This window comes from Priestia megaterium (assembly GCF_046599315.1).
Classification (GTDB): domain Bacteria; phylum Bacillota; class Bacilli; order Bacillales; family Bacillaceae_H; genus Priestia; species Priestia megaterium_F.
The window spans coordinates 316,502-330,638 of record NZ_JBKIKC010000003.1 but is presented as its reverse complement, the minus strand read 5'-3'; the positions used below and the strand labels follow the sequence as shown (position 1 = coordinate 330,638).

The 14,137-nt window shown below is 37.8% G+C and carries 17 protein-coding genes; 5 read left to right on the top strand and 12 right to left on the bottom strand.

What is annotated here, in order from left to right:
• Positions 1-3: 3 nt before the first annotated feature.
• Positions 4-858: a diaminopimelate epimerase gene (gene dapF, locus ACLHDF_RS12730; RefSeq protein ID WP_413919160.1), complete on the bottom strand. Its 855-nt coding sequence runs from the start codon at positions 856-858 to the stop codon at positions 4-6.
• 289 nt (positions 859-1,147) lie between these two features.
• Positions 1,148-1,387: a YuzB family protein gene (locus tag ACLHDF_RS12725; RefSeq protein ID WP_413919159.1), complete on the bottom strand. Its 240-nt coding sequence runs from the start codon at positions 1,385-1,387 to the stop codon at positions 1,148-1,150.
• A gap of 382 nt (positions 1,388-1,769) precedes the next feature.
• On the opposite strand from ACLHDF_RS12725, the gene ACLHDF_RS12720 reads away from it, so the two are divergent.
• Entirely contained in the window at positions 1,770-2,834 is a 1,065-nt protein-coding gene (locus ACLHDF_RS12720; protein ID WP_413919158.1) for an NAD(P)/FAD-dependent oxidoreductase, read from the top strand.
• A 43-nt stretch (positions 2,835-2,877) separates the two neighbouring features.
• On the opposite strand, the gene ACLHDF_RS12715 is transcribed toward ACLHDF_RS12720, so the two are convergent.
• On the bottom strand, positions 2,878-3,204 hold the full coding sequence (locus ACLHDF_RS12715) for a YuzD family protein (RefSeq protein ID WP_413919157.1): 327 nt from the start codon (positions 3,202-3,204) through the stop codon (positions 2,878-2,880).
• Between the two features lie 182 nt (positions 3,205-3,386).
• Here ACLHDF_RS12715 and ACLHDF_RS12710 point away from each other — a divergent pair, with 182 nt between their 5' ends.
• Positions 3,387-3,617, top strand: coding sequence for a NifU family protein (locus ACLHDF_RS12710; RefSeq protein WP_013059625.1), 231 nt, complete (start codon positions 3,387-3,389; stop codon positions 3,615-3,617).
• Positions 3,618-3,703: 86 nt separating this feature from the next.
• On the opposite strand, the gene thrB is transcribed toward ACLHDF_RS12710, so the two are convergent.
• From thrB to yutH, 5 genes are all read right to left on the bottom strand, one after another.
• Positions 3,704-4,621 carry a homoserine kinase gene (gene thrB / locus ACLHDF_RS12705; RefSeq protein ID WP_413919156.1) on the bottom strand — a complete coding sequence of 306 codons (918 nt, stop codon included), beginning with the start codon at positions 4,619-4,621 and terminating at the stop codon, positions 3,704-3,706.
• Entirely contained in the window at positions 4,615-5,676 is a 1,062-nt protein-coding gene (thrC, locus tag ACLHDF_RS12700) for a threonine synthase (RefSeq protein WP_413919429.1), read from the bottom strand. Before thrC ends, thrB begins: the two co-directional genes overlap by 7 nt.
• Positions 5,676-6,977 (bottom strand): homoserine dehydrogenase, encoded by a 1,302-nt coding sequence (locus ACLHDF_RS12695; RefSeq protein ID WP_013059628.1) that lies wholly within the window; start codon positions 6,975-6,977, stop codon positions 5,676-5,678. Before ACLHDF_RS12695 ends, thrC begins: the two co-directional genes overlap by 1 nt.
• Before the next feature lie 240 nt (positions 6,978-7,217).
• Positions 7,218-8,207 (bottom strand): 2-hydroxyacid dehydrogenase, encoded by a 990-nt coding sequence (locus ACLHDF_RS12690; RefSeq protein WP_413919155.1) that lies wholly within the window; start codon positions 8,205-8,207, stop codon positions 7,218-7,220.
• Between the two features lie 117 nt (positions 8,208-8,324).
• Positions 8,325-9,326 (bottom strand): spore coat putative kinase YutH, encoded by a 1,002-nt coding sequence (gene yutH, locus ACLHDF_RS12685; RefSeq protein ID WP_413919154.1) that lies wholly within the window; start codon positions 9,324-9,326, stop codon positions 8,325-8,327.
• A 176-nt stretch (positions 9,327-9,502) separates the two neighbouring features.
• Between yutH and ACLHDF_RS12680 the strand changes: the two genes are divergently transcribed.
• On the top strand, positions 9,503-10,003 hold the full coding sequence (locus ACLHDF_RS12680) for a phosphatidylglycerophosphatase A (RefSeq protein WP_413919153.1): 501 nt from the start codon (positions 9,503-9,505) through the stop codon (positions 10,001-10,003).
• A 37-nt stretch (positions 10,004-10,040) separates the two neighbouring features.
• On the opposite strand, the gene ACLHDF_RS12675 is transcribed toward ACLHDF_RS12680, so the two are convergent.
• Together ACLHDF_RS12675 and ACLHDF_RS12670 are read right to left on the bottom strand one after the other, a co-directional pair.
• Entirely contained in the window at positions 10,041-10,811 is a 771-nt protein-coding gene (locus ACLHDF_RS12675) for a TIGR01457 family HAD-type hydrolase (RefSeq protein ID WP_413919152.1), read from the bottom strand.
• A gap of 71 nt (positions 10,812-10,882) precedes the next feature.
• Positions 10,883-11,320 (bottom strand): DUF86 domain-containing protein, encoded by a 438-nt coding sequence (locus ACLHDF_RS12670; RefSeq protein ID WP_413919151.1) that lies wholly within the window; start codon positions 11,318-11,320, stop codon positions 10,883-10,885.
• Positions 11,321-11,482: 162 nt separating this feature from the next.
• Between ACLHDF_RS12670 and ACLHDF_RS12665 the strand changes: the two genes are divergently transcribed.
• Positions 11,483-11,749 carry a DUF3055 domain-containing protein gene (locus ACLHDF_RS12665; RefSeq protein WP_413919150.1) on the top strand — a complete coding sequence of 89 codons (267 nt, stop codon included), beginning with the start codon at positions 11,483-11,485 and terminating at the stop codon, positions 11,747-11,749.
• Between the two features lie 48 nt (positions 11,750-11,797).
• Here the strand turns inward: ACLHDF_RS12665 and ACLHDF_RS12660 are convergent, their stop codons facing one another.
• Complete coding sequence (locus ACLHDF_RS12660; RefSeq protein WP_268587941.1) at positions 11,798-12,073, bottom strand: YutD family protein; 276 nt, start codon at positions 12,071-12,073, stop codon at positions 11,798-11,800.
• Between the two features lie 198 nt (positions 12,074-12,271).
• On the opposite strand from ACLHDF_RS12660, the gene ACLHDF_RS12655 reads away from it, so the two are divergent.
• Complete coding sequence (locus tag ACLHDF_RS12655) at positions 12,272-12,910, top strand: YhcN/YlaJ family sporulation lipoprotein (RefSeq protein ID WP_413919149.1); 639 nt, start codon at positions 12,272-12,274, stop codon at positions 12,908-12,910.
• Positions 12,911-12,946: 36 nt separating this feature from the next.
• On the opposite strand, the gene lipA is transcribed toward ACLHDF_RS12655, so the two are convergent.
• Entirely contained in the window at positions 12,947-13,846 is a 900-nt protein-coding gene (lipA, locus tag ACLHDF_RS12650; protein ID WP_413919148.1) for a lipoyl synthase, read from the bottom strand.
• Positions 13,847-14,137: the final 291 nt, after the last annotated feature.

Here is a 14,137-nt window from a genome sequence, read left to right as displayed (position 1 = left end):
GTTTTAATAATAATACGTGCCGTCACAAATCACATTAGCTGGACCTGTCATTAACACATTGCCTTTATTTTGCCAAACAATCGTCAAATCCCCTCCAGCGAGGTGTACCACAGTAGGAACGTCTTTTTTCGTCTTCTCATTTAACACAGAAGAAACAACGGCAGCGCATGCCCCTGTCCCGCATGCTTGAGTAATACCCGAACCTCTTTCCCATACACGAAAGTTCAGCTCGCTTTCGTTCACTACCTCGACAAATTCAACGTTCACTCCTTCTGGAAAACGCGAATCTTTTTCAACTACCGGGCCTAATGTAGTAAGAGGCGCTTGTTCAATATCATTTACATAAAAGACGACGTGAGGATTTCCCATGGACACAGCCGTTCCTTTTAGCCTTTCTTTTCCAAATTCCATCTCTTCATCAACGACTTGGGATTGGCTTGCTCCTGTCATTGGAATTTGCTCTCTAGCTAAAATAGGCTCTCCCATATCAATTGTTACTTCTGGAACTTCAGTGCCTTGCGGATGCACCGTTGCTTCTACAATTCCAGAAAGAGTTTCGATAAAAAATCTTTCGCTTGTTACTAACTTATGTTCATATGCATATTTAGCTACACATCTTAAACCATTTCCGCAATTTTTGGCTTCAGAACCGTCGTTATTAAATACGCGCATTTTTACATCTGCACGTTCAGATGGACAAATAAGAATCATTCCATCCGAACCAATTCCCGTATAAACATTTGATACTTTTACAGCAAGCGGCGCCAAATCTTGCTCTTCTATATGCTCTTCAAACATATTTACGTAGATATAATTGTTGCCAAGCGCATGCATTTTTGTAAACTGAAATTTTTTCATTTTATCACCCATTATTTTTTTATGTAGCTCTAGTATAAAGTGATTCTCTTTTGTACACAATAATATCATCCCCCGTTTTTTTAGCTCCTTAATCATAAAGATTAAGGGGTTTTTTATTTTATCTTCCTTTATAAAATAAGCAGTAGGATTGCAAAGAGAATGGTTAAAACGCAGATAGCTGCTCAAAAATGTATAAAAAAGCACGGCCAAAACTAACCGTGCTTACATTATCTATTCTATTAGCCTCTTGTCCATCTCTTAAAAAAAGAGATACGACAGCGGGGATACTTTAAAACATTGGGTTTTCTTCTAAATGGATGTAGATATTATCTACTAGCTGCTCAGGTGTTTCCGCCGTAACAATCTCTCCGTTTACCAAGGCAAATAAAGATTGTGCACACTTTCCGCAATAACCTAAACACCCGTATTCAATAATATCTAGATTTGGATCTTTTTCAAGCTTCTCTAAAGCTTTTTGAGAACCACTGGCTAAATTGCTAACGCAAAATTCGATAATTGGCTGTATCACGTTTTTCACCTCTCTACTATTAGTTTATCCTATCTCCTTTCATTTTCAACGTCAACTTTGGAAATTCACGTTCAGTTTGCACACCCTTTTTAGCATTAAAGACTTTTTTTAAAAAGCTCATCAATAAAGCTTTATTACAGGGATAGCTTGAAATTATGTTGAAACATATTGTGGTTTTTTATTAATTTAGTTATACTTTTATGTATAGAAAACCAAACGAGGTTATATTAAATTATTATTTAAGTAAAATATGTTATCTTATATAGCCTTTCATATCTTTTTGGCAACCATCCTTATTAACGGTAATTTGTACCCTCCTATTCTTAAAATCAAGAATAATAGAGAGAAAACAAAAATGCATGAAGCTAAAGGGGAAATTCACATGAAGAACCTTGTCATACTGGGCGGCGGATACGGTGGTATGCGCGTTTTGCAGCGCCTTTTTCCGAATCAATTGCCTAATGATGTAGAAGTAACACTTATTGACAAAGCACCTTATCACTCACTAAAAACTGAATTCTATGCACTTGCAGCTGGAACAATCTCTGATCAGCATGTCCGTGTTGCTTTTCCTGAACACCCTCGCTTAAAAATCCGCTACGGCTGTGTAAAACGCATAGACCTGCAAGAAAAATGTGTCTATGTGGATGATCAAATCATCGCTTACGATGACCTGATTGTAGGACTCGGATGCGAAGATAAATATCATGGAGTTCCCGGAGCTCTTGAGCATACATACAGCATTCAATCCATTGATGCTTCACGAGCAACTTATCAGACATTAAACAACTTGCCAGCTCACGCTACTGTTTCAATTGTAGGAGCTGGATTAAGCGGAGTAGAACTAGCAAGTGAGCTAAGAGAAAGCCGCCCTGATTTAAGAATTATCTTATTTGACCGCGGTAAATTAATTTTGTCTGCTTTCCCAGAACGTTTAAGCAATTACGTTCAAACTTGGTTTACTTCAAACGGTGTAGAAATCGTAAATAGTGCTAATATTACAAAAGTAGAACCGAACATTCTTTATAATCATGATGAACCCATTCAAAGCGATGCAATTGTATGGACAGCAGGTATCCAGCCAAATAAAGTGGTACGCGATTTAGACGTAGAAAAAGATCCTCAAGGACGAGTCGTATTAACAAAATACCATAACTTGCCTGACGACGAAAATGTCTACATTTTAGGTGACTGTGCAAGCCTGCCGCATGCACCAAGTGCTCAGCTGGCAGAAGGTCAAGCTGAACAAATTGTGCAAGTGCTTCTTCACCGCTGGAAAGGCGAAGCGCTTCCTGATGAATTGCCAACCATTAAATTAAAAGGCATACTTGGTTCATTAGGCAAAAAACATGGGTTTGGCTTAGTAGCCGAACGTCCGATTACAGGACGCGTAGCTCGATTATTAAAATCAGGTATTCTTTGGATGTATAAACACCATAGTGGATAAAACAAAAGCCGTTAGATGACTGACAATCTAACGGCTTTTTTCGTTACGAGGCGCGGAAACCGTACTTCTCCATTTCCTCAAATACACGCTTTAATTTCGGATTTCCTTCACCAACAATTTCTCCATTAATGACCACTACAGGATAGAATAAATCTTCCTCAATCACACGCTTGGCAAAGGCTTCTTTCTTTGGATCCGCAGGCGGCTTGTTTATATCTACATATGTGATAACAAACGGTTGATTTGGATATTTACGAGAAATAGCTGCCTCTAGCCAGTCATAGGTATCCTTTGAAGACGGTAGGTTAACACAGCTTGCACAAACAATTTCAGCTCCATAAATACATACTTCTACCTCAGTTGATTTCATAACACATCCCCCTTATACAAACTGTACGATTATTCACACTTTTACTTCATTTGAATACTATTTTACACAAAACTGATTCATTGCACATCTTTTTCTTTTAAGGTAACATTACCATGTATACTCCGATAGATTTTTCATGAAAGACCGTTTATAATAAGAGTAGAAGAAAGGAGTCGATAGTTATGTCAGAAATGCACGAGCAAGTTCAAGAAGTATTAGAAAAACTTCGTCCGTTTTTACTTCGCGACGGTGGAGACTGTGAGCTAGTAGACGTAGAGGATGGTATTGTAAAATTACGTCTTTTAGGCGCTTGCGGAAGCTGCCCAAGTTCAACAATTACGCTAAAAGCTGGTATCGAACGTGCCCTTTTAGAAGAAGTACCTGGTGTAGTTGAAGTAGAACAAGTATTCTAATCTCTTTGATTTTATTATAAAAGTAAGCTCCCGTTTTACTTTGGCTTGCAAATAAAAAATCCTCATTCATTTGAATGAGGATTTTTTTATTTGCTCGTTGTTACTTCAGTTTCTACAAATACACCTTTGCGATCGATTTGTAAAACATCTACTTCGCAGTTTGGCAGTAAAGTATGCATATACTCAGCAATCGCTTTTCCTTTTCCTTTTGGCGCTAAACATAAAACACTCGGACCGGCTCCGCTTAGTGACACACCGTATGCGCCGAGAGCTTTTGTTTCTTTTCGCACAAGAGAAAGCTCTGGAACGAGCTTCATACGATAAGGTTCATGATATAAATCTTTCTCCATAAATTCGCCTACCAGAGGTAAATCTTTATTTAACAGAGCTGCTACTAGCATGTTGCCGATTGCTCCAGCTTCTACTGCGTGGCGATAATTAATATCTGAAGGTAATACATCACGAGCATCGGTTGTTTTTAACTCATATTCCGGAATGGCCATTACGATATCGACATCAAATTCAGGTATTTGAGCAATATATGTTTCATCCTCATGATGGTAACCCACAACAATTCCGCCATAAATGGAAGGACTGACGTTATCAGGGTGTCCTTCCATTAAGCTGCTGATGCGAAGCTTTTCTCTTTTAGATAAACGTAAGTCACACAATACATTTGCCAGTTCGATTCCGGCTACGATAGCCGATGCGCTGCTTCCAAGTCCCCTTGCTAGTGGGATGTTGCTCCAAACAGATACTTTCGCACTTGGAAGGTCAATGTTAAATTGACGAGCTACGTTTTGTGCTACTTCATACATTAAGTTATCTGTACCTGTTGGAATACTTTCTACTTCTTTCGTTTCAGGGATAAAAATCCATTCTTCATGACGCTCTACTGTTAATCTTAAATAGCGAGATAAAGCCACTCCAATAGAATCAAACCCGGGGCCTAAATTAGCAGAGCTGGCTGGGACCGTAATGACAAAACGATCGTTTTCTAGCATGAAGCAACGACACCTTGGATATACTCAAATACTTTTTCTTCATCATTTGGTAAAACCACCGGCTTTACGTTATGAGCATCGATTGCCACGTTTGGATCTTTTAATCCGTTACCTGTTAGGACAGCTACAACCGTTGAACCTTTTGCAATTTTACCAGAAGCTACATCTTTGAACACACCAGCAATTGAAGCACAAGAACCTGGCTCTGCAAATACGCCTTCTTTGCGTGCAATTGTACGATATGCTTCTAAAATTTGTTCATCTGTCACTTCATCAATTTTTCCATTTGATTCTTTTGCTGCGTTTACAGCATAATCCCAGCTAGCTGGATTTCCGATTCGAATAGCCGTTGCAATTGTTTCTGGATTTTCAATAACTTGATTACGAACAATCGCCGCTGCGCCTTCTGCTTCAAAACCGTGCATGTGAGGCAGAGATGTTTGGTGACGCTCACTGTATTCTTTGAAGCCTTTCCAGTAAGCTGTAATATTCCCTGCATTCCCAACTGGGATAGCTAAAACGTCAGGCGCTTTTCCAAGCTGTTCACAAATCTCGAAAGAAGCTGTTTTTTGCCCTTCAATACGGTATGGATTCACGGAGTTTACAAGTGCAACCGGTGATGTTTCACTTAGCTTACGAACCATAGAAAGTGCTTGGTCAAAGTTTCCTTCAATTGCTACAATTTCTGCACCATACATAACAGCTTGAGCTAATTTTCCCATCGCAATTTTCCCATTTGGAATAACAACAATACAGCGCATACCAGCGCGTGATGCATAAGCCGCTGCAGCTGCAGATGTGTTACCTGTGGATGCACAAATAACCGTATTGCTTCCTTCTTCTTTTGCTTTTGCTACAGCCATTACCATTCCGCGATCTTTAAATGACCCCGTTGGATTTAACCCTTCTACTTTCACATGCAAATCAATGCCTAGCTCTTTTGATAAATGAGCAAGATGAATTAAAGGCGTATTTCCTTCATGTAGTGTAAGCATAGGTGTTTTATCTGTTACAGGTAAAAATTCTTTATATTGAGCTAATAGACCTTTCCACATCATACTGTGCCAACTCCCTCTACGCGGTAACTGCTTTTTACATTTTCTACAATTGGTAAATCCCTAAGCTGCTGAAGGATTTCCTCATAATCTTTTTGAGATGTTTTGTGTGTAACAACAACAATCTCAGCTAATTCGCTTCCTTTCACAGGAAGTTGAATAATTTTTTCGAAGCTCACGCCACGCTCTGAGAATAGTGTTGTTAATTTTGCAAATGCTCCAACTTGATCTTTTACATGAATACGTAAGAAATGCTTTGAAAACATTTCGTCTTCTGCTTTTAACTGTTTTGGATATTGAGGTGTCACCGCACTTTTACCATTTACACCTAAACGCATGTTTTTCATAACACCTACTAAATCTGATACAACAGCAGTTGCAGTTGGTAGGCTTCCTGCCCCCGGTCCGTAGAACATTGTCTCTCCGACAGCTTCTCCGTATACATATACAGCGTTATATTCATCGCTTACTGAAGCAAGAGGATGTGTATCTGCTAAAAGAGTTGGTTGAACACTCACTTCTACATTGTCACCGTCGCGATGTGCATACCCAATCAGTTTCATCGTATAGCCTAGTTGTTTACTATATTGCAAGTCTTCTTCCGTTACTTCTGTAATACCTTGAACACGAACATCATCCAAATCAATTTTCATTGAAAATCCTAATGTAGCCAAGATTGCCATTTTGCGAGCAGCATCTAGACCACCTACGTCTGAAGTTGGATCCGCTTCAGCATATCCTAAATCTTGCGCTTCTTTTAACACTTCATCATAAGCGCTTCCTTCTTTCGTCATTTTCGTCAAAATGAAGTTTGTTGTCCCATTTACAATTCCCATCATCTTCGTAATACGATCAGATGCTAATCCATCTGCTAATCCACGAAGGATTGGGATACCGCCTGCTACGCTTGCTTCATAAAATAAATCACAGTTGTTTTCAGAAGCTACTGTTAACAATTCTGAGCCATAAACCGCCATTAAATCTTTGTTTGCCGTTACAACATGCTTTTTATTACGCAGGGCTGTTAAGATATAATCTCTTGTTTCTTCAACTCCACCCATTACTTCAATGACAACGTCAATCTCTGCGTTATGTAAAACGTCTTCAACATTCGTTGTTAATTTATCTTCACTGATTTCTACGTCACGTTTCTTATCAATATCTTTAACTACTACTTTTTTAACTTCTACAGGACACCCAACTTGATGACTCAATTTATCTTGATGATTTTCAATAATTTTGACTACTCCACTTCCTACCGTTCCTAAACCTAATAATCCTACTGAAATACTTTTTGTCATATTCCTCACCTCTGTGTTCTTTCTACGTATACATTTGTTCTCTTATAGAGGACATTATAGACCTTATTTTTCTTTTTTACAAGGTTTACTTACCATCTTTTCTTGTAAACACGTTAAAAAAATTGCTATATAAAGATAAATGTAAATTTTTTAAATATTTCATTTTATTATCATAACATGGCTACCACTGTTTTTTAATAAAAAAAGACAATTTCACCGAAATGAAATTGCCTTTTTCTGTTATGATTTTTTCGCAAACGCTTCTTTATTTACAATTGTAATAGGAGACTCATTCGCAAGTACTGCTTTAATGTTTTTTACGCATAAAGAAATCATTTCCGTACGTGTTTCGATACTCGCACTGCCGATATGAGGAAGAGCTACAACATTAGGTAACTGAAGAAGAGGATGAGAAGCAGACACGGGCTCTCGATCGAATACGTCCAAGCCAGCTCCAGCAATTTCACCGGATTGAATTGCATGTAACAATGCTTGCTCATCAACCACTGCTCCTCTTGAAGCATTAATAAAAATCGCAGTATTTTTCATCTGTTCAAATGCTTCAGCATTAAATAAATGTTTGGTTTCCTCCGTTAACGGCGTCAAACAAACAACAAAATCAGATCGTTCAAGCAGCTCATCTAACTCACAGTAAACAGCATCAAGCTTTTGTTCTGCCTGAAGGTTGCGACTTCGGTTATGATAAAGAATTTCCATATCAAAACCTGTAGCACGTTTCGCAAGCGTCTCTCCAATTTTCCCCATTCCAACAATACCTATTGTTTTATGATGAATATCTCTGCCAGCTAACAAAAATGGGCTCCAGCTTTTCCACTTATTTTCTTTCACGTACTCAGCAGCCTCTACTAAACGTCTAGCTACACTCATTAACAAACCAAACGTTAGATCTGCTGTTGTATCAGATAAAACATCAGGCGTATTAGAAACGATAACTCCTTGTTCAGTCGCTGCTTCTACGTCAATATTATCAAATCCGACCGCCAAGTTAGCTACAAGCTTTAAATGGGGAGCTTGTGTAAGTAATTCACTATCAATACGGTCTGAAAGCATTGTTAATAGAGCATGTGCGTGCTTAGCTTTCTCACAAAGCACCTCATAAGGAACTGCCTCATCTTCTTTATCCCACATTTCCACATCCGCTACTGCCTTTAAAGGTTCAATTAATTCATTCGGTATTTTTCTCGTAATAAATACAAACGGCTTGTCCATATGTACGCCACCTCTTTATCCTTTTTAAAATGCATGCACAAAAATAAAATAGAAAAACGGGTTTGGATTATCCAACACCTATTTTTCTATTTTATCATATTCTATAGTAATCGCTTTTTAATGAATCCATGTTAATTCAGGAATATGATAACGAGATGTCGAAATACCCACCGACTGGTAAAAGCGCTTCAGAAACGCTTCGTAGTGAGAAGAATGGGCTAATACCCCTTCTAGCTTCTCATAATACACCTGTTTTTGCCGCTCATCTTGTACACTATAGTATCCTTCGATGACCTCAAAATAATGAATAGGAAAAAGAAGTCTAGCATATAACAGTCTCCATGAAAAAGAAGAAAGTGGATTTATCTTTTCATATTCGCTTAAAAACTGATGCATGTGCTTTTCATCGACAGCGTATGTTAATAAATATTGTTCCCTTATATATTCCGCTATATCTCTGCTAGGATGATCGAAGACCCAGTCCGCTGGAAGCTTATAAACGTAGTCTTCTCCCCATGTTTTTTGCCCGAACCGATGATGACAAATCGTCGCAGCGTCAACTGACCGAGGCAAATCGTCAATTTCCGTGTCTACTAGGTATTGAATAGCATTTTCCGTTAATCCTAGGTAATAAGGGAAAGTTTCTAAAAAACGTTTTTCCATCTCTTGATTAGGCAAAGCACGTAATCTTCCATACCAAAATTGCTCCATCTGGTCGAGACGCTTCTCCCACATGGACTTCCATTGTCCTAGCCGATTTGCTTTTTCCACTTCATAAGGAAACAGCCTCCCTTTTTGATGAAAAACAGCTAGCTCATGCCCAGGTGAAAAATTAGGGTTTTTCTCTTCCGCAAGACACCGGCAGATGATGAATTTTTCAGCTTCAGTTTCTGTAATCATTTCACCATTCAAATTAGGCATAAATGTTGCCACATGGCGATCACCTTGCCCCATCAGAAATTGACTCATTTGATACAGTTCATTTAACTCGTCTTGTTCCATTTGCTTGACATTAATAATCGTATATAAAATGTCTCGATACTGAAAACCTTCAAATTTACCAACGGGCATAAATTCGTTTGGACGTAATCCGTAATGCTCATAAATGGTTTGTATCATTTTAATCCCTCTCTTCATTCGTTCAAGAAATTATATGATGGAAAACAACATTACTTGTCATAATATTTACGGAGGAATGAATAGATTAGAAATACACCATTTATAGTTATTTACTCCGGGTTAGTAGTATGAAACAACTTTAGACTTAAAAATATATAGAAAACAGGTGATGATACTTGGAGAAAAAACATATACAAAGTGAGTTAGAAAAAAAAGCAAGAGAATGGTTAATAGAACGGGGCGTGGCTCTTACAGACATTGCTGAACTGGTCTATTACTTGCAAAAAAAGTATCACCCAAATTTAACAATCGAAGACTGTTTATATAACGTCGAGCGCGTCATTTCTAAACGAGAAGTTCAAAATGCTATTTTAACGGGTATTCAACTAGATGTTCTCACAGAAAAAAAAATTATTGAGCCACCTCTTTTAGATATTCTTGAAAAAGACGAAGGTTTATATGGTATCGATGAGATCTTAGCATTATCGATTGTAAATGTGTACGGATCAATCGGCTTTACTAATTACGGGTATATTGATAAACAAAAGCCGGGTATTCTAGAACGATTAAACGATAAATCTACTGGAGAATGCCATACTTTCTTAGATGATTTAGTAGGCGCAATTGCCGCTGCTGCTTCTAGCCGATTAGCACATCGAGCTGCTAGCCAAGAATAGCCTTCAAAAATAAAAAAGCTGTCAATTGACAGCTTTTTTAAATTAGATCCATCCACTCTTTTAGCGAATCTACCGTATAAGTTGGCTTTTTCTCATATCCTTCTAGCAACTCTCTTGTTGTTACCCCTGTATGGACTAATAATGTATCCAAGCCCGCATTCATCCCTGCTAAAATATCTGTATCATAATAATCACCAATCATAATGGTTTCTTCTTTTGGCGTACCGATGACTTCAAGGGCTTGTTCCATAATGATACTTTCTGGCTTGCCAATAAATACTGGATTTGTTTGAGTAGAAACCGTAATAACGGACGTGATCGATCCATTACCAGGCAGTAAGCCTCTTTCAGTAGGAATCGCAATATCTCCGTTTGTTGAAACAAAAAAAGCGCCGTTTCGAACGTTTAAACATGCTTTTGCCAATTTTTCATATGTAATTTCTTGATCCAAACCAACAACTACAAAATCCGTATCTTCTTCTTCAATGGTGAATCCTTTTTCAAGCAAAGCATGTCGGATTCCTTCTCCCCCAATTACATAAGCTGAACCGTTTGCTTTACGTTCATGCAAGTAATTAGCTGTTGCCTGACTTGTTGTAAAAACTTGCTCTTCTGTTGCAGGAATGCCAAATGCCTCTAGCTTTTCAGCTACTTTATCAGGTGTCTTTGTGGAGTTGTTTGTTACAAATAAATAAGGAATTCCTTTTTCCTTTAATTTAATAACAAAATCACGCGCTTCGGCAATTAGCTCTGTTCCTTTGTACATTGTTCCGTCTAAATCAATCAAATATCCTTTATATTCCTTCATGTTGTGTGATCTCCTTTCAAGTGTCATACTTGAAATCATAGCTTATTTTTTATGCAACTACAACTTTGCCTTTAGTTACGAAAAGCAGACACAGGCCCTAATTCTGTCTCTAGATACGTCTTTACGCGTTCTGAAAATGCTGCCAGTACGTCTTTATGCTGCATCACTTTTTGATAAATATCCTGATGATTAACATCCACATATTCTTGAACAAGGCTTTTACGCAATTGAACGACCTCTTTTAATGGCGTTTCTTCTTCTTTTTTAATCACTTTCTCATCAACTAAAATGTCAATGATATCGTCGTAACTGCCTGGATCTCTCATAATAAATCCATCAATCATTGCGTTTCCTACATCTAAAACGTTTTCAATTAAAAGGTGAACAATTCTTTCTAACGCCTTTTTTTCTAGTGCTGTGTTCCAGCTCGAATTCTCAGCAAACAAATGAACATGTTCATCAAAAAAAACAAGCGTGGCTTCTATTTTTTCACGATCTACAAAGTACATATTACTTCCTCCCTAGTTGTCAGCTCTCTATAATTCTTCTTTCATAAGCAAACGGGCTTCCTGTTCTATTTTATCATGACCCATTATCCATATGATAAATTCATTTTTGTTTTTACCCTTATTTGATATGATACAAATACAACCTATGAAAGGAGTATACCTATGAGCGAACGCTTTTATCTATATGACGATGTTGTATCTACAAAGACCCGGTTCGTCAGCTTTATGGGCGAAAATCAACGGTTTGATTTAGCTATTATCCAAACTGACCGTTATTATGGCAAACAAGTTGTTCTTGATATTCAAGGAGGACGCTTTGCCATTATTGGACAAGATGACCTTGAAGAACCCGACTATCTTGAAGAAGTATTTAAATTAAACAGTGAAGACGGTCAGGAACTTCGCGAATTTTTATATGAAATCATCTAAAAAAAAAGGCAGCGTGAAGGACAATTAGTGTCTTCGGCTTGCCTTTTTTTACTTATGGACTTTTTTTAAGACAAAATACGCACAGCCAAAATTACAGTATTCATGTAAATAGTCTTGAAGCGTACTAATCTTCGTATCATACGTTGCCTTTTGATTACGGTCATCAAAAAAGCCTCGCAATCGAAGCTGATTGTATCCCCAATCTCCCACAATATAGTCATAGCGGCTCAGCACGTCGATGAAGCGACCTTTAAATGCCTCTTCGTTAAATGCCTCACGCTCATCTTTTAATACTTCATAACAAATATTATTGATACAGACCATTGCTTACACCTCTTCTCTTAAAATTTACCATACCATAATTATGATGATGAAACCATCAATTAACATGAAATTTTTCACGTATACGCAGCACTCTAATTCTGTAGGAGTTTTATCGGTATACCTACTGATATTTATGCTCCCCATGAAGGTTCGCCGATTTACCCGGCGTACGATAGTTAACTACAGGAGGTGGAAATAGTGAAGAAATCTATTCTTGGAATCGCTTTGATAACAAGTATTTTAACCATTGGGTGTCAAAATAAAAACACAGCTGAAAATGAAAATTTATCACCAAACAACCCAGATGCCATTAATGTAAATGAGCCTAATCATTATTATAATCCAAATAATAATAGCGGCACAAATTATGGTTACGTCCGATACACCAAAAACACAAATGAACAAAGTTCCAATATGAACCAAGTAGGAACATTTAATCGAGAAGAAGCAGCAGACAATATTAGTAAACTGAGCACCGCTATTCCCAATATTAAGCAAGCCGCTACGCTAGTAACCGATAAAGATGTGCTTGTTGCTTATAAAACAGACGCTAAAAATAGGAGCAGCGCAGCTGATCAAGTAAAACGTACAGCTATGTCTGTAGTCCCTCGTTATTATCACGTATACGTCTCAGATAATCCGAAACATATGGACCAAATCGAAAATATCAGTGAAATGAATACGCAAACGGCCGATGCTAGGAAACGAATTGATGCGGTTATTCAACAAATGCTAAAATCTCCTCAAGGGCGTGAAATGAACGGCGGAGAAGATGCAAATGGAAGAGAGAAAAACGAATTGAATGAATCGATGACAGACAAAGATATGAGGGAATAAAAAAAAGGTGATGAGCATATCATCACCTTTTTTACCTTACTTGCTTTCTTGTGCTTTGTTTTTTGCAGCAGCGTTAACTTGTTCATCTGCATGGTAAGAAGAACGTACAAGAGGACCTGCTTCAACATGGCTGAATCCTTTTGATAATGCAATTTCTTTTAGCTCTTCAAACTCATTTGGATGGTAATATTTTTGAACTTTTAAGTGCTTTTTAGTTGGCTGTAGATATTGCCCTAGCGTCATAATATCTACGTTGTTTGCACGCAAATCGTCCATCGTTTCAATAATTTCTTCTTTTGTTTCTCCCAAACCAAGCATGATACTTGATTTTGTTGGGATATCCGGCTGCATTTCTTTTGCACGGCGAAGGAACTCAAGGGAACGCTCATATTTAGCACGAGCACGAACACGAGGCGTAAGACTACGTACTGTTTCAATATTATGATTTAATATATCAGGACGTGCGTCCATTACAATACGTAAGTTCTCTTCCACACCGCCCATATCAGAAGGCAATACTTCAATTGTTGTGAATGGATTTTTACGACGAATCGCACGAATTGTTTCAGCTAATACGCTTGCTCCTCCGTCTTTTAAATCATCGCGAGCTACTACTGTAATAACCGCGTGTTTTAAGTTCATTAGCTGAACAGAATCCGCTACGCGTTCTGGCTCTTCTAAATCTAATTCTGTTGGTAAACCTGTCTTAACCGCGCAAAAACGACAGGCACGTGTACATACTTCTCCTAAAATCATAAAAGTTGCCGTACGACGAACAGCCCAACACTCATGAATATTCGGACATCTTGCTTCTTCACAAACTGTATGAAGGTTTTTCTCACGCATCATTTTCTTTAAGCCTGTGTAATTTTCGTTTGTGTTTAGCTTAATCTTCAGCCACTCGGGTTTGCGGACATGCTCTTCTTTTGTTGCCATATTATCAACTCCACCAATCTAGAAAATGTCTATAACCTATATGCTTAATTTTAACTACATATTAAAAACATAACTATATGTCACTTTATCATAAAAAAGTGAGATTCGACAAGTTGTCTGCTCTTTATTTTCCTCAGTTTTCTTCTATTTTCTATTGAAATGTGTGCGTTTTCACCCTCCGTATAATTTCCATTTATCTTATGAATAAAATTCGTTAAAAAAGTTTTGGAGCTATTTCCATTAATTAATATTTATGAAATCTTTTTTCTCGCTGCAAACTATTGTTACACA